The organism is Aeromonas sobria (assembly GCF_050266975.1).
In the GTDB taxonomy this organism is placed as follows: Bacteria; Pseudomonadota; Gammaproteobacteria; order Enterobacterales; family Aeromonadaceae; genus Aeromonas; species Aeromonas sobria_B.
In genome coordinates, this window is sequence record NZ_JBKISU010000004.1 from 113,682 (window position 1) to 138,137 (window position 24,456).

Below are 24,456 nucleotides of genomic sequence, written 5' to 3' on the forward strand. Positions count from 1 at the left end.
CTCCTTCATCTTTTGTCTGCCGAGGAGCCCATGGTCACCAAGGTCAACTGCCCAATCTGTCAAACTCAAGTGGAATGGGGGCCCCAGAGCCCGTTTCGTCCCTTCTGCAGCAAGCGCTGCCAGCTGATCGATCTCGGTGAGTGGGCCGATGAAGAGAAGCGGATCCCGGGGGAGATCAACCCGGATCTGCTGCCGGACCCGGATGCCGGAGAGGAGTGGCGCTAAGCACTGCCGACCACAAAAAAGGGCCCATGGCCCTTTTTTGTTTCACCCTCTCGCCGCGCCCTGCAGCCGCGCGACTATGGGGCCGTTGGCATCGGGGAACTGGTACTCGGCCAGTTCGGCCAGCGGTACCCAGCGGCACTCCTGACCCTCCTTGCCAAACGGCTCGCCGCGAAAGCGGGTCACCTTCCAGATATCCAGCAGCACCTGCTTCTCCGGGTAGTCGTGATGGAGCTCCATGAAGGGGGCGCAATCCTCGACCCGGATGCCGATCTCCTCCCACAGCTCCCTGTCCAGGGCCGCCAGCAGATCCTCTCCCGCCTCCACCTTGCCCCCCGGGAACTCCCAGCGATCCCCCTGGTGGCGATCCGAGGAGCGCTTGGCGATGAAGATGTCGCCCCGCTCGTTCTCGATGACGCCGACCGCCACCCATATCCGCTTCTTCTGTTCCATCTCAATCCTCAACCTAAGCACGACAACCTGGCGATCCAGGGGGCCAGGCGCCGGGCCTGGCGCTCCCTCTGCGCCGTGAACATATCCTGACCCACATGCTCGCTCCCCTCCGGGGCGGGCAGTGGCCATGGTTGGGCCCCCGGGGGGCTGAAGCAGCGATCCTGGATCAGGCTGCTCTGGCGCAGATAGCGCCACAGACAGTCCCGCAGGAACCACTGGTCGATATTGGGCGTCTCCATGACGCCGGGGCGATACGCCTCGAGCAGGGGCGCCAGGGGCGGCAACACCCCGGCCACCCCGCCCCACATGCCCGCCAGCACCAGATCGGTGTGGCTCCACCAGTCACGCATGATATGAAACCAGCGCCCCGATGCAAGCCAGCCATCGACGGCGACCCGCTCGCGCACGCTCGGCACCGAGTCCACGTCCCGCACCAGGAAGCGGCCAACCCCGGGATCATTGGCCACCTGAAAACGCCAGCACAGACGCTGGCGCAGGGACTGGCCATCGGGCTGCACCTTGATCTCGGCGCCCTGCTCCTGCAGGCAGCTCAGCAGCTCCGCCGGCACGCTCTCATCGACGTAGAAGCGCAGCCGCCAGCCGGGGTAGAGGTAGGGGGCGGCCAACACGTTGTCGAGCGCACCCCGCAAGTAACGGGCCTGCCTGCCCCACAGGGAGAAGGCGATGACCAAGGGCTTGTCGCCCTGCCCGGCCAGCCAGGCGTCCGGCCCCTCTGCCGGCAGCGCCCACCCCTCGACGGGCTGCGAGACGGCCTCATCCTTGAGACACAGTGCCCGGGTCCCCGCTTGCGCCGCCTCTTCATGGCGTCCGAGCTTGGCAAGGGAGGTGCAAAGCCCGTCATGGACCAGATAATCATCCGGTTCGCGCACCGCCAGTTCGGTCAGGTGCGCCACCGCCCTCTCATGCTGGCCCGAGCGCGACAGGCAGACACAGAAATTGTGCAGCACCTCGTCGTTGTCGGGGGCGGCCTGATGGGCCAGGGCCAGCACCTGGGCGGCCGAGGCCGGATCCCCGGACAGGAAGAGGTAATAGGCAAACTGCAGTTGCAGGGGAACCGGTTTGAGCGGCTCCTCGTTCAGCCGTGCCAATACCCGCTGGATCGCCTCCTGGCGATGGCCCCGCAGCCAGTCGGCCTGCGCCTCCCCGTCCCATCCCGTCGGCAGTTTGCTCATCCTCAGCCCTCCTCCTTGCTGACCCTCAAATGAATGCACCGCCCGGAGGCGGTGCATTCATCAGCATAGCGCGATCAGGTCAACTGACCGTGACAGTGCTTGTATTTTTTACCCGAACCACAGGGGCAGGGGTCGTTGCGACCTATCTTCTGCTCGTCGCGCACGAAGGTGGTCCTGGCATCCCCCTCCTCGGCCCCTTCCTCCGCCAGCGGATCCCCGGCGCTGGCATGGGTGTAGGTGCGGGGAGCGGCTTGTGCCTGCTGGCGCTGCTGCTCTTCCAGGGCTTCCACGTCGCGCTCCTGCACCTGGACTCGGCTCAGGATGCTGACCACGTCGCGCTTGAGGGTCTCCAGCATCTGGGTGAACAAGTCGAAGGACTCGCGCTTGTACTCCTGCTTGGGGTTCTTCTGGGCGTAGCCGCGCAGATGGATGCCCTGACGCAGGTGATCCATGGCCGCCAGATGCTCCTTCCACAGGCCATCCAGGGTCTGCAGCATCACCGCCTTCTCGAAGTTGCGCAGCACCTCGAAGCCGACCAGCTCTTCCTTGCGGGCGTAGAGCTTGGCCGCCTCTTCCAGGATGCGCTCGCGCAGCTTCTCTTCATACAGCTTGTCATCCGCCGCCAGCCACTGCTGGATGGGCAGGACCAGGCCAAAGTCAGAGGCCAGGCGGGTCTCCAGGCCCGGCACGTCCCACATCTCTTCCAGGGACTGGGGCGGGATGTATTCGTCGATGACGGCGCCATAGACGTCGTCACGGATGATGCGGATGGTCTCGGAGATGTCGTTGGTCTCCAGCAGTTCGTTGCGCTGCTCGTAGACCACCTTGCGCTGATCGTTGGCCACGTCATCGAATTCCAGCAGATTCTTGCGGATGTCGAAGTTGCGACCCTCCACCTTGCGCTGGGCGTTCTCGATGGCCTTGGTCACCCAGGGGTGCTCGATGGCCTCGCCCTCTTCCATGCCCAGCTTCTTCATCATGCCGGTGACGCGGTCGGAGGCGAAGATCCGCATCAGCTGATCTTCCATGGAGAGATAGAAACGGGAGGAGCCCGGGTCACCCTGACGACCGGAGCGGCCGCGCAGCTGGTTGTCGATCCGGCGCGATTCGTGACGCTCGGTGCCGATGATGTGCAGACCACCGGCCTCGAGCACGGCGTCATGACGCAGCTTCCAGGCGGCCTTGATCTCGTTGACCTGTGCCTCGCTCGGAGACTCCAGCGCGGCTATCTCCGCCTGCCAGTTGCCCCCCAGCACGATATCGGTACCCCGACCGGCCATGTTGGTGGCGATGGTGACGGCGCCGGTCTGGCCCGCCTGGGCGACGATCTCCGCCTCCATGGCGTGGAACTTGGCGTTCAGCACCTTGTGGGGGATCTTCTCCCTGGTCAGGATGCCGGACAGCAGCTCGGAGTTCTCGATGGAGACGGTCCCCACCAGCACCGGCTGGCCGCGCTCGACGCAGCCACGGATGTCTTCGACGATGGCGGCATACTTTTCTTGCGCCGTCAGATAGACCAGATCGCCCATGTCCTTGCGCACCATGGGACGGTTGGTCGGAATGACCACGGTATCCAGGCCATAGATCTGCTGGAATTCGAAGGCTTCGGTATCCGCCGTCCCCGTCATGCCCGCCAGCTTGTCGTACAGACGGAAGTAGTTCTGGAAGGTGATGGAGGCCAGGGTCTGGTTCTCGTTCTGGATCTTGACCCCTTCCTTCGCCTCCACCGCCTGGTGCAGGCCGTCGGACCAGCGACGACCCGGCATGGTACGGCCGGTATGCTCGTCGACGATGACGATCTCGTCCTTCTGGACGATGTAGTCGACGTTGCGCTCGAACAGGGTGTGGGCCCGCAGACCGGCGTTGACGTGGTGCAGCAGGCTGATGTTGGTGGCGGAGAACAGGGAGTCCTCCTCGGCCAGCAAGCCTTCCTTCTTGAGCAGCTCTTCCACGAAGATCTGGCCGTTCTCGGTCAGCAGCGCCTGGCGGTTCTTCTCGTCCACCGTGTAGTGGCCGTCGCCGGTGTACTCTTCCGAATCTTCCTTGTCCTGCTTGACCAGCAGCGGGATCAGCTTGTTGATCTGGATATACATGGCGGAGCTGTCCTCCGCCGGGCCGGAGATGATGAGCGGGGTGCGCGCCTCATCGATGAGCACGGAATCCACCTCATCCACCAGGGCGTAGTTGAGCGGACGCTGCACCCGCTGCTCGGGCGAGAACGCCATGTTGTCGCGCAGGTAGTCGAAGCCGAATTCGTTGTTGGTACCGTAGGTGATGTCGGCGGCATAGGCGTCGCGCTTCTGGGACGCATCCATGCCGGGCACGTTGCAGTCCACGGTCAGGCCGAGGAAGGTGAACAGGGGGCGGTTCGCCTCCGCATCACGCTTGGCCAGATAGTCGTTCACCGTCACCACGTGCACACCGCGACCGGTCAGGGCATTCAGGTAGGCCGGCAGGGTCGCGGTGAGGGTCTTGCCTTCACCCGTCTTCATCTCGGCGATGCGGTTGGAGTTGAGCACCATGCCACCGATCAGCTGGACATCGAAGTGACGCATGCCGAACACCCGGCGAGACGCCTCGCGCACCGTGGCGAAGGCTTCCGGCAACAGCTGCTCCAGGGTCTCACCCTGCTCCAGGCGCTGACGGTATTCGGCCGTCTTGGCCTGCAGCTCGGCATCGGACAGCGCCTCGAACTGAGGCTCCATCGCATTGATCTGTTTTACAATTTTGCGCAAAGCCTTGAGCGTTCTGTCGTTCCGGCTGCCGATAATCTTGGTAAGCAGTGTGCTAATCATGGGTACCAACTATTTCTGGTTATAAGGTTCCGTCACTGGAACTGGAGAGAAAAAAACCTAACCCCGTCTGGCATTGAGAAATCGACTGGGGTTGACCTGACGACCATCTTTCAACACTTCGTAATGCAAATGGACCCCGGTCGCGCGACCGGTGCGTCCCATCAGGGCTATCTTCTGGCCCTGATCGACTAGCGTGCCCACTTCCACCAGCAGCTTGGCGTTGTGGGCATAACGAGTCACCAGGCCGTTGCCGTGATTGACCTCGACCATGTTGCCAAATTCCGGGTGGCGTCCTGCCCAGCTGACGATCCCCTTGCCGGTCGCCAGTATGGGGGTGCCCGGCTTGCCACGAAAATCCACACCCTTGTGCATCTTGGCGCGGCCGTTGAACGGATCGACCCGGCCACCAAAGCCAGAGCTGATCCAGACCCGCTCCTGCTGCACCGGCGAGCCGGAGATGAAGCCCGCGTCAGTGATATGGTGATTGAGCACGAAGGATTCAAGTACCGACAGCTGTTCTTCGCGGCTGCTGAGCTGTTTGCTGAGGTGGGCCATGGAGCTTTGCAGCTCATCCAGGTTCACTTCGAGATCGGCATCATAGGAGGGGCCGCCCATGGGAGGCAGCTCTTTGAAATTGAATTCGTCCGGATCGAGATCCGCCTGTTCGGTCAGGCGCTCGCCGAGGGCATTGAGCCGGCCGAGCTGACCCTGCATGGTGCCGACCTGAGCCGCCAGCATGGCGAGTTGCTCGCGGGCCTGTTCGGTGGTCTGGGTCACCTGTTGCTGCTCGGCCTGGGCCAGTGCTAGCTCGAGGGCCGCCATCTTCTGGTGCCAGCTCTGCCACAGCAGCACGCCTGCCAGCATCAGGGTGGAAAAGAATAAACCGCCGACCCAGGCCAGACGCTGTTTGGGGAAGTGCAGCTTGCGCCGCTGCTTGCCATTGAGGATCAGGGTAATGCTCATAGAAATCTGTCTTCTCGGTCAGGTGAGGCCAGCAGCCTGCACGGGCAATAAAACCGGGAGATAATCGGTATTAAAGGATGGAATAAACAAATGACAGGACGTCGGCGCGGAGAGGAGACCGACGTCCTGTTGCACAGCTATCAGGCCAGAACCAGACCGTTGTCGTAGTAAGCGATGGGCGCTTTGTCGCCCTCCGCCTCGAAGGTCACCAGTTCCCATGCCTCCTGCTGGACCAGCAGGGCACGCAGCAGCTTGTTGTTCAGGGCATGGCCCGTCTTGTAGGCGCGAAATTCGCCGATGATGCTGCGGTTGCACATGTACAGATCACCGATGGCATCCAGCATCTTGTGTTTGACGAACTCGTCCTCGTAGCGCAGACCATCTTCGTTCAGCACCCGATAGTCATCCAGCACCACGGCGTTTTCCAGGCTGCCGCCCAGAGCCAGGTTCTGGGAACGCAGGTACTCGATGTCGCGCATGAAGCCGAAGGTACGGGCCCGGCTGATCTCTTTGACGAAAGAGGCGCCGGAGAAGTCCAGTACGCAACGCTGGTTGCGGCCTTCGAACACCGGATGCTGGAAGTCGATCTCGAGATCCATTTTGAAGCCGTTGCGATAGGGGTGGAATTCCGCCCACTTGTCGCCGTCTTCCACCCGGATGCTCTGCTTGATCCGCACGAACTGCTTGGGCGCATTCTGTTCACGGATCCCGACTTCCTGCAGCAGGTAGATGAAGGGGTGTGCACTGCCGTCCATCACCGGAATTTCGGGGGCATCAACCTCGACGTAGAGGTTGTCGATCCCCATCCCGGCCAGGGCAGCGGAGAGGTGCTCTATGGTGGAGACACGCACACCGGCCTCATTGACCAGAGCGGTACAGAGTACGGTATCACGCACCTGGTCGGCATTGGCTGGCAGCGCAACCACAGGATTCAGATCGGTACGCAAGTAAACGATCCCTGTGTTCACAGGTGCCGGACGGAACGTCATCGTGACTTTCCGGCCCGAATGCAGGCCTACACCAGTGGCCTGGACACTCGTTTTCAAGGTTCTTTGTCTAATCATGGGCGTATCCACAGCTAAATTCCGGACCAGATGGTCGTTGACGGGCCATCTTAGCACATTCCTTAAACAACAAACAAACCAGCCTCGTTAGAGGCTTAGTCTGCCTGCTTGCGCAGGAAAGCCGGAATATCCAGATAATCCGGTTCGCGACGAGCTTGCGGCTCGGCGTTCACCACCTTGGCCGGGGCCTCTTCCATCACGCGAGACTGCAGGGCTTCGCTGATCAGGGGCTGACGGGCCGGACGCTCTTGGACCATGTTGTTTTTTACGAGCGTGATGTCGCTCTTGCGCTCGGCACCGATACCGGTCGCCACCACGGTCACCCGCAGTTCGTCCTGCATTTCCGGGTCGATTACAGTACCCACCACCACGGTGGCGTTCTCGGAGGCGAAGGCCTTGACCGCGTTGCCCACGGTCTCGAACTCTTCGATGGTCATGTCCATGCCGGCGGTGATGTTGACCAGGATGCCACGGGCACCGGCCAGATCCACGTCTTCCAGCAGCGGGCTGGAGATGGCCTTCTCGGCCGCTTCCTCGGCGCGATCGTCACCGGAGGCGGAACCCGTCCCCATCATGGCGGTGCCCATCTCGCGCATCACGGTACGCACGTCCGCGAAGTCGACGTTGATGAGGCCAGGACGGGTGATCAGCTCCGCAATGCCCTGCACCGCGCCCAACAGCACGTCGTTGGCCGCCTTGAAGGCGTCCAGCAGGGAGATGCCGCGACCCAGCACCTTCAGCAGCTTGTCGTTGGGGATGGTGATCAGGGAGTCGACGTTCTTGGACAGCTCCTCGATACCGTGGGCGGCGAAGCCCATCCGCTTCTTCCCTTCGAAGGAGAACGGCTTGGTCACGACGGCAACGGTCAGTATGCCCATCTCGCGGGCCACCTCGGCCACGATGGGGGCGGCGCCGGTACCTGTACCGCCCCCCATGCCGGCGGCGATGAACACCATGTCTGAACCGGTCAGCAGCTCACGCAGCGCTTCCCTGTCTTCCATGGCGGCATCGCGACCCACTTCCGGGTTGGCCCCGGCACCCAGACCCTTGGTGATGCCACCGCCGATCTGCAATGTGGTGTTGGCACTGGAGTTGCGCAGTGCCTGGGCGTCGGTGTTGACGGTAATGAACTCAACACCCTCGATGTTTTGACGAACCATGTGTTCGACGGCGTTACCACCGCCGCCACCCACGCCAATCACCTTGATGACGGCTTCGTCCGTGTGGCTATCCATAAATTCAAACATGTTGTCTCTCCGCTTTATTTGCCTGACTCAGCAAAATCTTTTAGAACTCGCCGCGCAACCAGTTGCTGACCCGTTTGACCAGCCCACCGACGCTTGCCTTGGCGGTGTAATCGTTGCTACTGCCTGTGGATTGATGGGTACGGCCGTATTGCAGCAACCCGACCGCGGTCGAGTAGACTGGCGCCTGCACGTAATCGCTCAATCCGCGCACATTCATGGGTTCACCGACCCGGACCTGGCACTGGAACAACTGCTCTGCGCACTCCACTATGCCTTCGATCTGGGCAGCACCGCCTGTCAGTACTACGCCGGCGGCCAGCTGATGCTTGACCCCCTGCTGTTTCAATTCACTCTGCACCTTCACCAGCTCGTCATTGATCATGGAGAGCAGCTCGGTGTAGCGGGGCTCGATCACCTCGGCCAGGGTCTGCCGTTGCAGACTGCGGGCCGGGCGTCCGCCGACGCTGGGCACCTCTATGTTGTCTTCCTTGCTCACCAGACGGCCGAGGGCGCAGCCGTAGCGCACCTTGATGGCCTCGGCGTCCAGGGGCGGCGTGCCGAAGGCGTAGGCGATGTCGCTGGTGACAGTGCTGCCGGCGTATGGGATCACCTTGGTGTGACGCAGGGCACCGCCGGTAAACAGCGACATGTCCATGGTGCCGCCACCTATGTCCACCACGCAGACACCCAGCTCTTTCTCGTCTTCGGTCAGCACCGCATAGCTGGAGGCCAGGGCCGAGAAGATCAGCTGATCCACCCGCAAGCCCACCTTCTCCACACATTTCTCGATGTTGCGAGCCATGTCGTTGTGGCAGGTGATCAGGTGCACCTTGGCGGCCATCCGCACCCCGGACAGACCGACCGGGTTCTTGATACCCTCCTGATAGTCGATGGCGAACTCCTGGGGCAGCACGTGCAGCACCCGCAGTTCGTCAGACAGACGCACCGACTTGGCGGTATGGATGACGTTGTCCACGTCCTCCTGGGTCACCTCCTCGTCGGAGATGGGCACCATGCCGGTCTCGTTGCGGCAATCGATGTGCTTGCCGGACAGCCCCAGATAGACGGAGCTTATCTGGCAGTCTGCCATCATCTCGGCCTCTTCCACCGCACGGCGCAGGGACTTGACCACGGAATCCAGATCGTTGACCCCGCCCTTGTCCATGCCGCGGGAGGTATGGCTGCCCATGCCGATGACATTCAGCTCACCGTCCGGCAGCACTTCTCCCACCAGAACCGCCACCTTGGTAGTGCCGATATCCAGCCCAACAATCAGATTTCTATCTGCGGTTTTGGTCATGCGCTTTCTCTTCGTTCTTCTTCCAGCCAACCGCCATCCCGGTGTCGTATCGAAGGTCCACATAAGCCACTTGCTCACGGGGTTCGATGACAGGGAAGACATCGATAAATCGCTGCAGACGGAGCGCCATATCCGAGCGCCCCACAAACAGTTGAATATTGTTATCCAGCGTCAGCTCCCAGCCGTAACGGGGGGTCAGATTGACCGCCTCCAGCTGGTAGCCACGCTCTGCCAGCTGCGCCTCAAACTGACGGCTGGTCTCCAGTACCTTGGCCGCCTGGTCATCCGGACCGGACAGCTGCATCAAGGGGCTCTTCACCCTGTTGGGGGCGCTGAACACCTCCCCCTTGGCATTGACGAAGCGGTTGCCGTTCCAGCGGGCCGCCACCGCCTGCTCGGTGAGGTAGACCTTGATCTTGTCTGGCCACTTCTTGCGTACCGACACCTGGGCTACCCAGGGCAGGGCCGTCAAGCGCTCCTGCAGTTCATTCACATCCAGCTCGAAGAAGTTGCGCGGCGCATCGCCATCGAGCACGGCGCTGCGCAACTCCTCCGCCTTGATATATTGGTGTTGCCCCTGTACCAGCAAGGCACTGATGGGCAACCGGTTGGCATCTGTCAGCCACTCTTTAACATCCAGCGCACTCTGGTAGAGCCCCATCATCACCAGGAGGAAAAACATGACCCCTATGATGAAGCCACCCTTGGTGCGCCCTTGTGCCCTTGCCTCCACCCGTCATATCCCCGTAAAACGCGGCCAGGCCGCCTGCCGGGCCGGGTGCGCCATTATATAGGCCCCGGCTTGGCGGTCAAAATACTCATTAGGCCCTCAGGCGCCGGATTTCATGCTCTCTATGCTCAATTTCATCTCCCCCAGACGGCGGGCGAGGGCACCGACGTTGCCGGCGCCCTGGGTCAGCACCAGATCCCCCTCGCCGATGAGGTCCGCGAGCACGGCGGGCACATCCTCCGGGGTGGCGACAAACACCGGCTCCAGGCTGCCACGGGAGCGGATGGAGCGGCACAGGGCGCGGCCATCGGCCCCGGGGATCGGCTCCTCGCCGGCGGCATAGACCTCCAGCATCACCAGCACATCCACCTTGGAGAGCACGTCGGCGAAATCTTCGTAGAGATCCCGGGTACGGCTGTAGCGGTGGGGCTGGAACACCATCACCAGCCGTTTCTCGGGCCAACCGGCGCGGGCGGCATTGATGGTCACCTTCACCTCGCTCGGGTGATGGCCATAGTCGTCCACCAGCATGGCCTTGCCACGCCCGGTCTCGAATTCCCCATATTGCTGGAAGCGGCGCCCCACCCCTTCGAACTTGGCCAGGGCATTGATGATGGCCTCATCGCTGACGCCATCTTCGGTCGCGACCGCGATGGCGGCGGCGGCGTTGAGGGCGTTATGAACACCCGGCAGATTCAGGGTGACGGTCAGCTCGCCGGCCTCTTTGCGACGCACCCGGAAGCGGCTGCGATTGCTGGTCTGCACGAAGTCCAGCACCTGTACGTCGGCATCGTCGCACAGACCGTAGGTCAGGGTCGGGCGCGCGATCTCAGGCAGCATGCCACGGATCACGGGATCGTCAACACATACCACGGCCAAGCCGTAAAAAGGCAGGTTGTGGAGGAACTCGATGAAGGTGGCCTTCAACCTGGAGAAGTCGCCGCCATAGGTGTCCATGTGATCCGCTTCGATGTTGGTCACGATGGAGACCATGGGTTGCAGATGCAGGAAGGAGGCATCGCTCTCGTCCGCCTCGGCGATCAGATAACGGCTGCTGCCCAGGCGCGCATTGGTGCCTGCGCTGTTGAGCAGGCCGCCGATGACGAAGGTGGGATCCCGGTCCGCTTCGGCATAGATGCTGGCCACCAGACTGGTGGTGGTGGTCTTGCCATGGGTGCCGGCGATGGCGATGCCATGACGAAAACGCATCAGCTCCGCCAGCATCTCGGCGCGGCGCACCACGGGGATGCGCTGCTCCCGGGCGGCCAGCAGTTCGGGGTTGTCGGCCTTGATGGCGGTGGAGACCACCACCACGCTGGCACCATCCACATGCTCGGCGCTGTGGCCGATGCAGATCTGGGCCCCCAGGCTGGCGAGCCGCTCGGTCACCCCGTTGATGGCCAGATCCGAGCCGGAGACCTGATAGCCCTCGTTGGCCAGCACCTCGGCAATGCCCCCCATGCCCGCGCCACCTATGCCGATGAAGTGGATGCGGCGCACGCGGCGCATTTCGGGGATCACGGTACGCAGTTTTGCCAGTTCAACCTTGTTCATATTTCTCTCTTTACTCTGCCGTCAGTCCTGCGCGCATCTGCGACGGGGTCTGCGGCCTCAATACATTGAGGGGTAAGACGGCACGGCTTGGCCTGTGCTGTCTTGATCAGCATGCCTTGTCACCGCTGGCGAGCCGTTTGCACTCATCGGCAACCCGCTCTGCGGCATCGACGATGGCGACGCGCCGCGCCGCCTTGGCCATGTTCAACAATATGTCCCTGCGTCCGGCCAGCCAGGCGAGGCGCGCCGCCAGGGTCGACGGGCTCAGCTCGGACTGGGGCAGAAACTCTGCCGCCCCGCCATCGACCAGGGTCAGGGCGTTGCGGGTCTGGTGATCGTCCACCGCATGGGGCAGCGGCACGAAGATGGCGGCCACACCGGCGGCGGCCACCTCGGAGACGGTCAATGCGCCGGCGCGGCACACCACCAGGTCCGCCCAGGCGTAGGCATCGGCCATCTCCTTGATGAAGTCGCTCACCTCCGCCTCCTGACCCAGGGCAGCATAGGCAGCGGCGACGGCGTCCCGGTTGCCCTTGCCGGTCTGGTGACGCACCGCGATCGGTACGCCGGCGGCGGCGACCGCGGCGGGCACCTGTTCGTTGAGCACCCGGGCCCCCAGGCTGCCCCCGATGACGAGCAGGCGCAGTGGCGCGGCCCGGGTGCCGATGCGGCTGGCCGGATCCGGCAGGGTGACCACCTCGGGCCGTACCGGGTTGCCCACCACGGCGGTGCGACGACCGGGGGCAAAGGCCCCCGGGAAGGCCATCAGGACGCGACTGGCGATGCGGGCCAGCAGCTTGTTGGTCATGCCGGCGGCGGCGTTCTGCTCATGGAGCAGCAAGGGGATGCCAGACAGCCAGGCCGCCACACCGCCGGGACCGGAGGCGAAGCCCCCCATGCCGAGCACCACGTCCGGCTTGATCGTCTTCAAGACCTGACGGGCCTGCAGGATGGATTTCACGATGCGATAGGGGGCCACCAGCAGCCGCTTGAGGCCATTGCCACGCACCCCCTGAATATCGATGAAGGAGATGGGGTAGCCGTGGGCCGGCACCAGCTCGGCCTCCATCCGGTCGGCGGTACCGAGCCAATGGATGCGCCAGCCCTGGGCCCTGAGCCTGTCGGCCACCGCCAAGCCGGGGAACACATGGCCCCCGGTACCACCGGCCATCACCAACAACGTCTTGCTACTCACACAACCTCCCGCACGCGCGCCTGGGCACTGGCCTGACGCAATTCGAAATCGATCCGGATCAACATGCTCACCGCCACCGTCATGATGATGAGACTGGAGCCGCCATAGCTGACCAGGGGCAGGGTCAGCCCCTTGGTGGGCATCATGCCGCTGGCGGCGCCGACGTTGACGAAGGTCTGAAAGCTGAACCAGATGCCAATGCCGATGGCCAGATAACCCTCGTAGAGCTTGTCGGCCACCAGGGCCTGGTGACCCAGCTTGAGGGCCTTGATCGCCAGGGCAAAGATGAGGAAGAGGGCGCCGAGCACGCCGAGGTAGCCCAGCTCTTCCCCCAGGATGGCGAACACGAAGTCGGTGTGGGCCTCCGGCAGGTACTCCATCTTCTGGATGGAGTTGCCGAGCCCCTCTCCCAGCCAGCTGCCGCGGCCGAACGCCATCAGGGACTGGGTGAGCTGATAGCCGCTGCCGAAGGGATCGGCCCAGGGGTCGAGGAAGGAGGTGACCCGCCGCATCCGGTAGGGTTCGGCGATGATCAGGGTCACCACTGCGCTGATCCCCACTAGGATGAGGCCGATGAACTGCACCAGGCGCGCCCCGGCCAGGAACAGCATGCCCAGCGAGGTGACGAACATCACGATCACCGAGCCCAGATCGGGCTGGGCCAGCAGCAGCACGGCCACCAGGAACAGCACCGCCATGGGTTTCATGAAACCGATGAAGCGCTCGCGCACCTCGCTCTGGCGCCGCACCAGATAGCCCGCCAGGTAGACGAACAGGGCCAGCTTGCCGAACTCCGCCGGCTGCAGGTTGAAGGGGCCGAGCGGCAACCAGCGCACCGAGCCGTTGACGCTGCGCCCCACCAGCAGCACCAGCACCAGCATCAGGATGGCGAGCAGCAGCATGGGGCCGTTGTAGTGTTGCCAGCGGGCCATGGGCACCTGCAGCACGAACCAGGAGATACCCAGCGCCATCACCAGGAACATGCCGTGACGCTTGACGAACATGAAGGGATCCCCTGCCAGGGCGATCCCTTCCGGAATGGAGGCGGAGGCCACGATCACCAGCCCCACCGTCATCAGGGAGAGGGCCAGCACCACCAGCTGCCGATCGTAGAGCGCACCGGGCCTGGCGGGAAGCAGGAGCCGCTGCAGCAAGCCGAGGGTCGCGCGCAGGGCGTTCATAGGGCCATCACTCGTTCGGTGAAGCGATCGCCGCGGGCTTCGAAGGAGGCGAACTGATCCAGGCTGGCGCAGGCGGGGGCCAGCAGCACCCAGTCACCTGGTCTGGCGTCCAGCGCCGCCTTGGCGACGGCGGCATCCAGGTCCGCCACCTGCTCGGTCTGCTCGCCCAGGGCCAGCAGCCGCTCGGCATCCTGGCCGAAGCAGTACATGTGATCGATCTGGTGGCCGAGCAGCGCCTGGATGGGGCCGAAATCCTGTCCCTTGCCCTGGCCACCGGCCAGCAGCAGCAGACGCCCCTTGACGGCTTCACGCACCCCGGCCACGGCGGCCAGGGTCGCGCCCACGTTGGTGGCCTTGGAGTCGTTGATCCAGCGTACCCCGTTCACTTCGCGCACGAAGCGGGCACGGTGGGGCAGGCCCTCGAAGCGGCGCAGCACGGCGAGCTGGGGTTCACGGGGGATGCCGACCGCATCGCACAGGGCCATGGCCGCCAGGGCATTGGCCTGATTGTGGGCGCCGACTATCTTCATCTCGCTCACCGGGATGAGCGGTTCGCCGTGCAGGGTCAGCCACAGCTCGCCATCGAACTCGCCGCGGCCATAGGCATTGCCGTCGAGGCCGAAGCTGCTCCAGAGCGCTCCCACGTCGGGCAGGGTCAGGGCATCGTCCCGGTTCACCAGGATGTGCTGGGAGTGCTGATGGATCTCCTGCTTGGCGGCGCGGTAATCGGCCATGCCGGCATAGCGATCCATGTGATCCTCACTGAGATTGAGTACCACGGAGGCGGCGGCGCGCAGGCTGTGGGTGGTCTCGAGCTGGAAGCTGGAGAGCTCCAGCACGCAGAGATCCATGGGCTGCTTGAGCAGGCTCAGGGCCGGGGTGCCGATATTGCCGCCCACCCCCACCTTGAGGCCCGCCTCGGCGATCATCTCGCCCACTAGCGTGGTGACCGTGCTCTTGCCGTTGGAGCCTGTGATGGCGATGACGGGGGTACTGGTCTCGCGCACGAACAGCTCTATGTCACCGACGATGTCGATGCCGCGCTCGGCGGCGGCTTTCAGCGCCGGGGTCGCCAGGGCGATGCCCGGGCTCGCGACGATGAGGTGTGCCTGGGTGAGCAGGGCTTCATCCAGCCCCTCGCGCAGCTCGACCCCGGCCGGCAGCTGGTCGCGGCCGGGGGGATGCTGGCGGGTGTCCATCACCAGGGGCGTCACGCCACGGCCGAGGAAGTAATCGACGCAGGAGAGACCGGTTTTGCCCAAACCCAGGATGATGACCATGATCAACGCACCTTCAGGGTGGCGAGACCCAGCAGCACCAGCATCAGGGTGATGATCCAGAAGCGCACTATGACGCGCGGCTCGGGCCAGCCCTTCTTCTCGTAGTGGTGGTGGATGGGCGCCATGCGGAAGATACGCACCCCGCGTAGCTTGTAGGATCCCACCTGCAGGATCACCGAGACCGTCTCCATCACGAAGACACCGCCCATGATCACCAGCAGAAACTCCTGGCGTACCAGCACGGCGATGGTGCCGAGGGCTCCGCCGAGGGCCAGGGAACCCACGTCCCCCATGAACACCTGGGCCGGATAGGTGTTGAACCAGAGAAAGCCCAGGCCCGCCCCCACGATGGCGGTACAGACGATCACCAGCTCGGAGGTGTAGGGCACATAGGGAATGTGCAGGTAGTTGGCGAAGTTGACGTTGCCGGTGGCCCAGGCGATGAGGGCGAAGCCCCCCGCCACCATCACGGTGGGCATGATGGCCAGGCCATCCAGGCCATCGGTCAGATTGACCGCGTTGGAGGTACCGACGATGACGAAGTAGGTCAGTATGATGAACATCAGGCCGAGCTGGGGCATCACGTCCTTGAGGAAGGGCACCACCAGCTGGGTCTGGCCGTCGTGGGTCGCGGTGGCATAGAGGAAGACCGCCACGGCCAGGGCGACCGCCGACTGCCAGAAGTACTTCCAGCGGGCGATCAGGCCGTCGGTGTTCTTGCGCACCACCTTGAGGTAGTCGTCGGCAAAGCCGATGGCGCCGTAGGCGCCAAGCACGAACAGCACCAGCCAGACATAGGGGTTGTCGAGGCGGCTCCAGAGCAGCACCGAGATGAAGATGGCGGCGATGATCATCAGGCCGCCCATGGTCGGGGTGCCCCGCTTGCTGAGATGGGACTCTGGGCCGTCGTTGCGGATCACCTGGCCGAATTTCAGGATCTGCAGGCGGCGGATGAGGCGCGGCCCCATCCAGAGCGCCACCACCAGGCCGGTGATGATCGACAGGATGGCGCGAAACGTCAGGTAGGAGAAAACGTTGAAGAAGGTGAAGTGCGGGGTGAGCAGTTCTGCCAGCCAGACTAGCATGAGGCTTGCTCCTGATGGTCGGCGACCATGTTGACGATATCTTCCATGCGCGAACCCCGCGCCCCTTTCACCAGAATGGCGATGCTTTGTTCTGTCGTGATCATCTGTGCCAGCACGTCATAGAGAGACGCCTTGTTATCGAAATGTCGGCCGCCCGCGGCGTCTGCGGTATGGCGGCTCTCCTCGCCGACCGTGAGCACGGCATCCAGCCCGCACGCGCGGGCATGGCGGCCGACCCGGGCGTGCTGCTCGGCCGAGCCCTCGCCCAGTTCTCGCATGTCGCCGAACACCAGCACCTTGTAGCCGCCCATGGCGGTCAAGGCATCGATGCCCGCCAGCACGGACTCCACGCTGGCGTTGTAGGTGTCATCTATCAGGGTCAGGCCACCCCAGCGGCGCACGCAGAAGCGCCCCTTGACCGGTGCCATCTGCTCCAGCCCCGCCTTGACTGAGGCAAGCGAGGCCCCCAGCGCCAGACAGCCGGCCGCGGCGGCCAGGGCGTTGGCCACGTTGTGGCGACCGGGAATGGCCAGGGTCAGGCCCACTTCCCCCTGGGGGGTCACCATGACGAACTCGGCACACCCTTCCTGGTTGAGCACTATGTCGCGGGCGTGGAAGGGCTGGCTCGGGTCCTCGAGGGAGAAGGCGCAGCGGATGCCCTTTTCACGCCACTTCGGCCAGAACGCGTTGTCGGCATTGACGATGGCGCTGCCGCCCTCGCCGAGGCCCTCAAAAATTTCGCTCTTGGCGTGGAACACCCCTTCCAGGGAGCCGAAGCCTTCCAGATGGGCCGCCGCCACGTTGTTGATGATGGCGGCATCGGGCCGGGCCAGGGAGGTGGTCCAGGCGATCTCGCCCGGGTGGTTGGCCCCCAGCTCCATCACCGCAAACTGGTGCTGCGGCTCGAGGCGCAGCAGGGTGAGCGGCACCCCCACCTCGTTGTTGAAGTTGCCGGCGGTGGCCAGCACCTCCCCCTCACAGCGCAGGATGGCGGTCGCCATCTCCTTCACCGTGGTCTTGCCGCAGCTGCCGGTGATGGCGAGCACTTTCGGGTTGATGCGCTGGCGCACCAGCTTGCCGAGGCGCCCCAACCCCTTGAGGCTGTCGTTCACCACCAGCTGGGGAATGGCCAGGGGCAGTTCACGCTCCACCAGCAGGGCAGAGGCCCCCGCCAGCACCGCCTGATCGCAGAAATCGTGGGCGTCGAACCGCTCGCCGCGCAGGGCCACGAACAGGGCACCGGCGCCCAGGGTGCGGGTGTCGGTGCTGACGGCGGTGACCTCGCCGTCTTCACCGATCAGACGGGCATCGAGCGCCCGGGCCAGTTCGGCAAGCCTGAGGGTCATCATCTGAATGACTCCATTAATGTGTGCAACGCGGCCGCGACGGTTTCCCGGTCGCTGTAGTGCCGCTTGTCTTTGCCAATGATCTGATAATCCTCGTGGCCTTTGCCGGCCACCAGGATGATGTCCTCTTTGCTCGCCTGCACCAGCGCCAGCCCTATGGCCTTGACCCTGTCGTGCTCTATGGTCACGGCGCCAGGATCGGCAAGACCCGCCACCATGTCGGCCATGATGCAGGCCGGCGATTCGGTACGGGGATTGTCATCGGTCAGGATCACGCAGTCCGCATGCAGCTCGGCCACGGCGGCCATCATGGGACGCTTGCCGCGATCGCGGTCGCCACCGCAACCGACGATGCACCACAGCCGCCCCTCGCAGTGCACCCGCAGGGCCTGCAGCGCCTTCTCCAGCGCATCCGGGGTGTGGGCATAATCGACCACCGCCAGCGGCGCATCGCCGCCGCCGAAACACTCCATGCGACCCGTTACCCCCTGCAGGCGGGGGGCGGTGGCGATCAGCTGCTCGAACCCGTGGCCGAGCACCAGCATGACCCCCATGGCCGCCAGCACATTGCTGACGTTGAAGCGGCCGAGCAAGGGGGCGGATAATACACCATTCCCCCAGCTGGAGTTAATGGTTGAACTGAATCCCTGCTGATGAAATTGGGGATGCTGCGCCGTCAACTGTCGCCCTGGATGGTTTTCAATCGGGCCATTGGTGCCGAAGGCCACCGCCTGGGGATAACGGGCCAGCCATTCGCGGCCCAGCGGGTCGTCGTCATTGATGACGGCACAGTGCTCATCGACCTGCTTGAGCAGCAGCGCCTTGGCCTCGCCATAGGCGGCCATGGAGCCGTGATAGTCGAGATGATCCCGGCTCAGGTTGGTGAAGACGGTGGCGGCGAAGTGGAGATCCGCCACCCTGTGCTGCACCAGACCATGGCTGGAGACCTCCATGGCCACCAGGCTGGCGCCCTGGTCTCGCAGGGCGGCCAGATTGGCCTGCACCTCGAGGGCGCTGCCGGTGGTGTTGGCGGCTTCCACCAGCTCGCCGAACAGGCCATTGCCTATGGTGCCCATCACGGCCGCCTTGCCGGCCCCGCTCTGCTCGGCGAGCAGGCTGTGCCAGTTGGCCACCAGCAGCGCCGTAGTGCTCTTGCCATTGGTGCCCGTGATGCCGATCAGTTGCAGCGCCCTGGCCGGATCGCCGAAGAAGTGCCCGGCCAGGACACTGAGCCTGGCGGGCAGGTCGGCCATGCCGATGCAGGGGATCGCCAGCGCCGGGGGCAGGAAGGCGCCGTCGTCTTCGAACAGCACGGCGCTCGCCCCCCGGGCCGCCGCCTGCTCGATGAACTGCCTGCCGTCGGCCTGATGCCCCTTGAGTGCCACAAACAGGCAACCCGGGCCGACCCGTCGGCTGTCGAGCTGCATGTCGGTCAGGGGGAGCGCCTGGGCTTCGATGCCGAAGGGGCGCACCAGCGCATCAAGTGTGAGGGACAACGGCGGCCTCCAGTCGGGCGAGTGAGGGGGGCGGCGCATTGGGCACCGCATCGGGACGAATGTTGTAGAGCTGCAGCACGCCGCCCATGGCTTCGGCGAAGGGCGGGGTCGCCACGGCACCGCCGTAATAGGCACTGCCCTTGGGCTCGTTGACCACCACCACCATGACGAAGCGGGGGTTGCTGGCCGGGGCGAAGCCGGCAAACCAGGCCATGTAGTCCTTGCCATAGCCACCGGCGACGGCGACCTTGGCGGTGCCGCTCTTGCCGCCGACGCGGTAGCCGGGCACCTTGGCCTTGGGAATGGCGTTGTCGACCACGAACTCCAGGGCCTGCATCATGGCCTTGGCATTGTTGTGGTCGATGACCTGCTCACCCTGGGGCGCCTTGTCCAGCTTGATAGTGGAGATGGGCACCCGCTTGCCCTGGTTGGCCAAGGTGGCATAGGCGGAGGCCAGCTGCAGCGGGGTGACCCGCAGGCCGTAGCCGAACGACAGGGTGGCCCGCTCGATGTCGGACCAGCGCCGGCGCTGGGGCAACATCCCCAGGCTCTCGCCGATCAGGCCGCTGCCGGTGTCATTGCCAAAGCCGAACAGGCTGAGGGTGTTGATCATCTCCTGGGCCGGCATGCGCAGGGCGATGCGGGACATGCCGATGTTGGAGGAGTAACGCAGGATGTCGAACAGGTTGTTGGCGCTGTGGATGCTGACATCGCGGATCTGCTTGGCCCCGATATAGAGGGGGCCGCCCTGGATGTGATCCTTCCAGCTCGTCACCCCGGCCTGCAGGGCGCTGAGCAGGATCAGCGGCTTGACGGTGGAACCCGGCTCATAGGTGTCCGTCACCACCCGGTTGCGCACCCGGAAGCTCTGGTACTGGCCACGGTTGTTCGGGTTGTAGGAGGGGGTGTTGACCATGGCCAGCACCTCCCCTGTCTTCACATCCAGCATCACCAGGGAGCCGGACGTGGCCTTGTTCTCGTCGGTGGCCCGTTTCAGGGCGCGATAGGCCAGGGCCTGCACCCGCTGATCGATGCTCAGGGCCAGGTTGTTGGCGTTCTTGCCCTCCTTGACCACGCCGAGCCGCTCTATGACCCGGCCCTGTCTGTCCTTGCGCACCCGCTGCTCGCCCGGGGTCGCGCTCAGCCACTGATCGTAGCTGCGCTCGATCCCCTCTATGCCATGGCCATCTATGTTGGTCACCCCCACTAGGTGGGCGCTGATCTCCCCCGTGGGGTAGAAACGGCGCGACTCGGGACGCAGGAAGACGCCCCCCAGCTTGAGGCCCTTGATATACTCGGCCACGGCCGGGGTCACCTGACGCTGCAGATAGACGAAGCGCTTCTTGGGGTTGGAGATGCGGTGCTTGAGGGTGTTGATATCGACCTTGAGCACGGCGGAGAGGGCCAGCCAGGCCCGCTCGTTGTGGATGGAGCCGGACTCGTGCACCGTCTTGGGATCGGCCCAGACCGCCTCGACCGGCACCGAGACCGCCAGCTGCTCGCCGTTGCGATCCGTGATCATGCCGCGCACCGCCTGGGTCGAGGTGGTGCGCAGGGAGCGCATGTCTCCCTCCTGGCGCAACCGGTCCGGGCTTATGACCTGGATCCAGGCCAGACGCAGGATCAGGCCGACAAACGCTATCCCGATGAACAACACCAGGGTGCGAAAACGCCATGGGTAGAGTGACGGGGCTTTGACCTGCGCCTTGGCGGGCGTCTTGCGTTTCATGGTTGGCTGATTACCTTCTCGGTGGTCACCAGGGGGCGAGCCATCTGCAACTTGTCCATGGCCAGTGCCGCCACCCGGGAGTGCTCGGCCAGGGTGCCCTGCTCCAGCAAGAGGTGGCGCCACTCTATGTTGAGCCTGTCCTCCTCGGCCATGAGATCGTTCTGGGTCGAGGTCATCACCCGGGTCATGTTGGTCACCAGGATCACCGCGAAGCAGGTGACCAGCACGGCAATGGCCAGGGCCAGCTGCAGCTTGTGACGCCAGAGGTCCTGCACTATCTCCTTGCCGAGGTGGACGCGAAATTCACTCATGACTCACTCCGCCAGCCGCTCTGCGACCCGCAACACAGAGCTGCGGGACCGGGTGTTTTCGGTGATTTCGTGTTCCGACGGCTTGAGCGCCTTGCCCACCGATTTCAGCTTGCGGCCACCGGCCAGCTGGGCTTCGGTCAGGGGGATGCCCCGCGGCACCTCCGGCCCCTTCTCATGCTTGCGGATGAAGTGTTTGACCAGCCTGTCTTCCAGGGAGTGGAAGCTGATGACGGAGAGGCGCCCCTCGGGGGCCAGTGCCTGCAGGGCACCATCCAGCGCCGTTTCTATCTCGTCCAGCTCGCTGTTGATATAGATGCGGATGGCCTGGAAGCTGCGGGTGGCCGCGTGCTTGCCCTTCTCCTTGCTCGGGTTGACCCTGGCAATCATCTCCGCCAGCTGGCGGGTGCGCACATAGGGTTCGGTCGCCCGATCGTGGACGATGGCGCGGGCTATCTTCTTGGCGAAACGCTCCTCGCCGAAGGTCTTCAATACCCAGGCGATGTCATCCACGTCGGCCTTGGCCAGCCACTGCGCCGCGCTCTGGCCCGTGGTGGGGTCCATGCGCATGTCGAGGGGGCCGTCCTTCATGAAGCTGAAGCCGCGCTCGGCATCGTCCAGCTGGGGGGAAGAGACCCCCAGATCCAGCAGGAAGCCGTTGACCTTGCCCAGCAGACCGCGATCGGCCAGGTAGCCGGTGATCCCGGAGAAGGGACCGTGCACTATCTCGAAACGGGGATCCTGGATCTTGGCGGCTTCGGCGATGGCCTGAGGATCGCGGTCAATCGCGATCAGACGGCCATTGGGGCCGAGTTTTTGCAAGATGAGACGGGAGTGACCGCCACGGCCAAAGGTGCCGTCGACGTAGATGCCGTCCGGCTGGATGGCCAGACCTTCGACGGCTTCGTGCAACAGCACTGTGATATGTTCAGCGGCTTGGCTCATTTATAGCGAGAAATCCTGTAAGCGATCCGAGCCGGCCCAGTCATCCTCGGGCAGGCTCGCGATATCGGTATCGATCTGATGTTGCCAGCGGGCTTCGTCCCACAGCTCAAACTTGTTGAGCTGGCCCACCAGCATGATTCTCTTGTCCAGCCCGGCATGGGTGCGCAAGGGCTGGGAGAGCAGAAGACGGCCATTGCCGTCCAGTTCACATTCGGTCGCGTGCCCCAGCAACAGGCGCTGCAGACGGCGCTGCGCGGGATCCATGCTGGAGAGCGTCTTCAGCTTGCGTTCTATCTCCTCCCATTCATGCAGGGGGTAGAGCAGCAGGCAGGGGTGGGCAATATCTATGGTGCAGACCAGCTGGCCGTCGCATTCGTCGCGCAGCCAGTCACGGAACTTGGTCGGAATCGCCAATCGCCCTTTGACATCCAGGCTGATGGCGTGAGCGCCACGCAACAAATTTGCCATCCCCGATGAATAAATGGTGGGTCTCTGCCCAGAAAAACCACTTTGATCCACTTTTCTCCACTGTGAAGTTTAAGGACGAGTAAAGGGCTTTTCAAGCAAGGATCCTTGTGGCGGGGAACATATTGACGCAGCGTTTGGCAGGCTCGGATTAAGCGGGTTGATTTTCCACGAGTTATTTCAGGGAAAGCCGATGCGATTAATGTGAGTCCCCATGAAAGAGGCCCGCGATTCAGGGGGAAATAATAAAGCGATAGAGGATCAAGGTACACTCGAAGCCTATTTATACCCGGATGACGGGACGGGCAAGACGAGGGGACCAGTCGAGTTGAAGCGACCAAAATGGGCGGGAACTGTATTACAAAATCGAAAAAGGCGCCATCGGGCCGAACCGGGCCCATAAAGAAAAATCCCGGACCAGAAGGTACCGGGATTCTTGTGGGTAGCATCTACCCTGGAATAAGGTCGGAGTCGGCCTGTAAGCCGGGTTCTGTACCGGGTTGCCCCGGTGACAATCATTCCTCTAGGCCAGCAATCGCTCACTGGCTCCAGCAACCTACCCGCCCCCAACGCGGGCCGCGCCAATAGGGGCCTATTTGGTCTTGCTTCGGGTGGAGTTTACCGTGCCACGAACTGTTGCCAGTCGCGCGGTGCGCTCTTACCGCACCCTTTCACCCTTACCTGATCCCTTGCGGGCCATCGGCGGTTTGCTCTCTGTTGCACTGGTCGTAGGCTCACGCCCCCCAGGCGTTACCTGGCACCTTGCCCTATGAAGCCCGGACTTTCCTCCCCTCCGCCCGTCTGTCCCGAGGGACACAACGACGAAGCAGCGATTGTCCGGCCGACTCCGAGGCGCGGATTATAGCCCTGCCCCGCCGCCCGGGTAAACCGGCAATTGCCCTTTCGCCGGATTAATCGTGCCCGAGACCATATTGGCAGAGGAGATTCGCCTTCATCCTGTGGATGCCGGCGGTCAGGACTGCTCTCTTTGTGTTCGAATGATGTTCGGATGGAGCACCCCTGCCTTCAATCGGGCTCAATAATGCTCCAGGCCGTATTTGTAGAGGGCGTTCTTCTTCACGCCGTGGATGTCGGCGGTCAGGGCAGCCGCTTTTTTCAGGGGCAGCTCGGCTACCAGCAGTCCCAGGGTGCGGATCGCCTCGGCAGGCAATGCTTCATCCAGCTTGCTGGCACCGGCGACCACCAGCACGATTTCGCCGCGGCAACGGTTCTCGTCCTCCCCCAGCCAGGCCAGCATCTCGGAGGCGGGCAGGCCGTGAATGGACTCGAAGGTCTTGGTCAGCTCGCGGCACACCACCACCTGACGCTCCCCCAGGATGCGGGCGATGGCCTCCACCGTCTCCTGGACCCGACGCGGAGACTCATAAAACACCAGAGAACGGGTGTCTTCGATGACGGCCTGCAGCCTGTCATCGCGCCCCTTGGTTTTCGCCGGCAGGAACCCTTCGAAGGCGAAGCGGTCGGTGGGCAGACCGGCGGCGGAGAGCGCCGTGATGGCGGCGCAGGGACCCGGCAGCGGCACCACCTTGACCCCGGCCTCGCGACAGCGGGTGACCAGGTGGTAGCCGGGGTCGCTGATGAGGGGGGTACCCGCATCCGAGACCAGGGCGACGCTCTTGCCCTCCTTGATCTTCGCTATCAGGACGTCGGCCTTCTGCTGTTCGTTGTGGTCATGAAGGGGGAAGGTCGCCACCGAGATCTGGTAGTGATGCAGCAGTATGCCGGTGTGACGGGTATCTTCCGCCGCCACCAGATCGACACGGCGCAGGGTGTCCAGGGCACGCTGGGTGATATCCGCCAGATTGCCTATGGGGGTGGGGACTATATAGAGGGTTGGGGTATCACTCATGGGATCTCCGAGCGTCCCGACAATTGTGTCGCCAT

General features: G+C 63.7%; 21 protein-coding genes and 1 other RNA gene. 1 reads left to right on the forward strand and 21 read right to left on the reverse strand.

Features of this window, described 5'->3' with window-relative positions:
- Positions 1-30: 30 nt before the first annotated feature.
- Entirely contained in the window at positions 31-225 is a 195-nt protein-coding gene (yacG, locus tag ACLHZ1_RS03690) for a DNA gyrase inhibitor YacG (protein ID WP_427261026.1), read from the forward strand.
- A 42-nt stretch (positions 226-267) separates the two neighbouring features.
- Here yacG and mutT read toward each other — a convergent pair whose 3' ends face one another.
- The 21 genes from mutT to rsmI form a co-directional block, all read right to left on the reverse strand.
- Entirely contained in the window at positions 268-675 is a 408-nt protein-coding gene (gene mutT, locus ACLHZ1_RS03695; protein WP_042001705.1) for an 8-oxo-dGTP diphosphatase MutT, read from the reverse strand.
- Between the two features lie 8 nt (positions 676-683).
- Complete coding sequence (locus tag ACLHZ1_RS03700; RefSeq protein ID WP_427261027.1) at positions 684-1,868, reverse strand: tetratricopeptide repeat protein; 1,185 nt, start codon at positions 1,866-1,868, stop codon at positions 684-686.
- Positions 1,869-1,942: 74 nt separating this feature from the next.
- Positions 1,943-4,663, reverse strand: coding sequence for a preprotein translocase subunit SecA (gene secA / locus ACLHZ1_RS03705; protein ID WP_427261028.1), 2,721 nt, complete (start codon positions 4,661-4,663; stop codon positions 1,943-1,945).
- Positions 4,664-4,720: 57 nt separating this feature from the next.
- Complete coding sequence (locus ACLHZ1_RS03710; protein ID WP_427261029.1) at positions 4,721-5,626, reverse strand: M23 family metallopeptidase; 906 nt, start codon at positions 5,624-5,626, stop codon at positions 4,721-4,723.
- 140 nt (positions 5,627-5,766) lie between these two features.
- Positions 5,767-6,690, reverse strand: coding sequence for a UDP-3-O-acyl-N-acetylglucosamine deacetylase (gene lpxC, locus ACLHZ1_RS03715; protein ID WP_427261030.1), 924 nt, complete (start codon positions 6,688-6,690; stop codon positions 5,767-5,769).
- A gap of 95 nt (positions 6,691-6,785) precedes the next feature.
- Complete coding sequence (ftsZ, locus tag ACLHZ1_RS03720; RefSeq protein WP_042001693.1) at positions 6,786-7,937, reverse strand: cell division protein FtsZ; 1,152 nt, start codon at positions 7,935-7,937, stop codon at positions 6,786-6,788.
- Positions 7,938-7,977: 40 nt separating this feature from the next.
- Positions 7,978-9,237, reverse strand: a complete 1,260-nt coding sequence (gene ftsA, locus ACLHZ1_RS03725; protein ID WP_042001690.1) for a cell division protein FtsA — start codon at positions 9,235-9,237, stop codon at positions 7,978-7,980.
- On the reverse strand, positions 9,218-9,970 hold the full coding sequence (locus ACLHZ1_RS03730) for a cell division protein FtsQ/DivIB (RefSeq protein WP_427261031.1): 753 nt from the start codon (positions 9,968-9,970) through the stop codon (positions 9,218-9,220). The genes ftsA and ACLHZ1_RS03730 overlap by 20 nt, the downstream gene beginning before the upstream one ends.
- Before the next feature lie 96 nt (positions 9,971-10,066).
- Positions 10,067-11,521 (reverse strand): UDP-N-acetylmuramate--L-alanine ligase, encoded by a 1,455-nt coding sequence (murC, locus tag ACLHZ1_RS03735; RefSeq protein ID WP_427261032.1) that lies wholly within the window; start codon positions 11,519-11,521, stop codon positions 10,067-10,069.
- 106 nt (positions 11,522-11,627) lie between these two features.
- Positions 11,628-12,716: an undecaprenyldiphospho-muramoylpentapeptide beta-N-acetylglucosaminyltransferase gene (murG, locus tag ACLHZ1_RS03740; protein WP_427261033.1), complete on the reverse strand. Its 1,089-nt coding sequence runs from the start codon at positions 12,714-12,716 to the stop codon at positions 11,628-11,630.
- A complete protein-coding gene (ftsW, locus tag ACLHZ1_RS03745; protein WP_427261034.1) occupies positions 12,713-13,897 on the reverse strand; it encodes a cell division protein FtsW in 1,185 nt (394 codons plus the stop codon). The genes murG and ftsW overlap by 4 nt, the downstream gene beginning before the upstream one ends.
- On the reverse strand, positions 13,894-15,177 hold the full coding sequence (murD, locus tag ACLHZ1_RS03750) for a UDP-N-acetylmuramoyl-L-alanine--D-glutamate ligase (RefSeq protein WP_427261035.1): 1,284 nt from the start codon (positions 15,175-15,177) through the stop codon (positions 13,894-13,896). Before murD ends, ftsW begins: the two co-directional genes overlap by 4 nt.
- 2 nt (positions 15,178-15,179) lie before the next feature.
- Positions 15,180-16,262 (reverse strand): phospho-N-acetylmuramoyl-pentapeptide-transferase, encoded by a 1,083-nt coding sequence (gene mraY, locus ACLHZ1_RS03755; RefSeq protein ID WP_408793875.1) that lies wholly within the window; start codon positions 16,260-16,262, stop codon positions 15,180-15,182.
- Positions 16,256-17,611: a UDP-N-acetylmuramoyl-tripeptide--D-alanyl-D-alanine ligase gene (locus tag ACLHZ1_RS03760; RefSeq protein ID WP_427261036.1), complete on the reverse strand. Its 1,356-nt coding sequence runs from the start codon at positions 17,609-17,611 to the stop codon at positions 16,256-16,258. The genes mraY and ACLHZ1_RS03760 overlap by 7 nt, the downstream gene beginning before the upstream one ends.
- Positions 17,608-19,104 carry a UDP-N-acetylmuramoyl-L-alanyl-D-glutamate--2,6-diaminopimelate ligase gene (gene murE, locus ACLHZ1_RS03765; protein WP_427261037.1) on the reverse strand — a complete coding sequence of 499 codons (1,497 nt, stop codon included), beginning with the start codon at positions 19,102-19,104 and terminating at the stop codon, positions 17,608-17,610. The genes ACLHZ1_RS03760 and murE overlap by 4 nt, the downstream gene beginning before the upstream one ends.
- Entirely contained in the window at positions 19,088-20,833 is a 1,746-nt protein-coding gene (locus ACLHZ1_RS03770; RefSeq protein WP_427261038.1) for a penicillin-binding transpeptidase domain-containing protein, read from the reverse strand. Before ACLHZ1_RS03770 ends, murE begins: the two co-directional genes overlap by 17 nt.
- Positions 20,830-21,144 carry a cell division protein FtsL gene (gene ftsL / locus ACLHZ1_RS03775; protein WP_042001660.1) on the reverse strand — a complete coding sequence of 105 codons (315 nt, stop codon included), beginning with the start codon at positions 21,142-21,144 and terminating at the stop codon, positions 20,830-20,832. Before ftsL ends, ACLHZ1_RS03770 begins: the two co-directional genes overlap by 4 nt.
- Before the next feature lie 3 nt (positions 21,145-21,147).
- Positions 21,148-22,086, reverse strand: a complete 939-nt coding sequence (gene rsmH / locus ACLHZ1_RS03780) for a 16S rRNA (cytosine(1402)-N(4))-methyltransferase RsmH (protein WP_408793867.1) — start codon at positions 22,084-22,086, stop codon at positions 21,148-21,150.
- Positions 22,087-22,545: a division/cell wall cluster transcriptional repressor MraZ gene (gene mraZ, locus ACLHZ1_RS03785; protein WP_042001653.1), complete on the reverse strand. Its 459-nt coding sequence runs from the start codon at positions 22,543-22,545 to the stop codon at positions 22,087-22,089.
- 469 nt (positions 22,546-23,014) lie between these two features.
- Positions 23,015-23,400: RNase P RNA component class A (rnpB, locus tag ACLHZ1_RS03790), an RNA gene on the reverse strand.
- Between the two features lie 187 nt (positions 23,401-23,587).
- Positions 23,588-24,421 carry a 16S rRNA (cytidine(1402)-2'-O)-methyltransferase gene (rsmI, locus tag ACLHZ1_RS03795; protein WP_427261039.1) on the reverse strand — a complete coding sequence of 278 codons (834 nt, stop codon included), beginning with the start codon at positions 24,419-24,421 and terminating at the stop codon, positions 23,588-23,590.
- Positions 24,422-24,456: the final 35 nt, after the last annotated feature.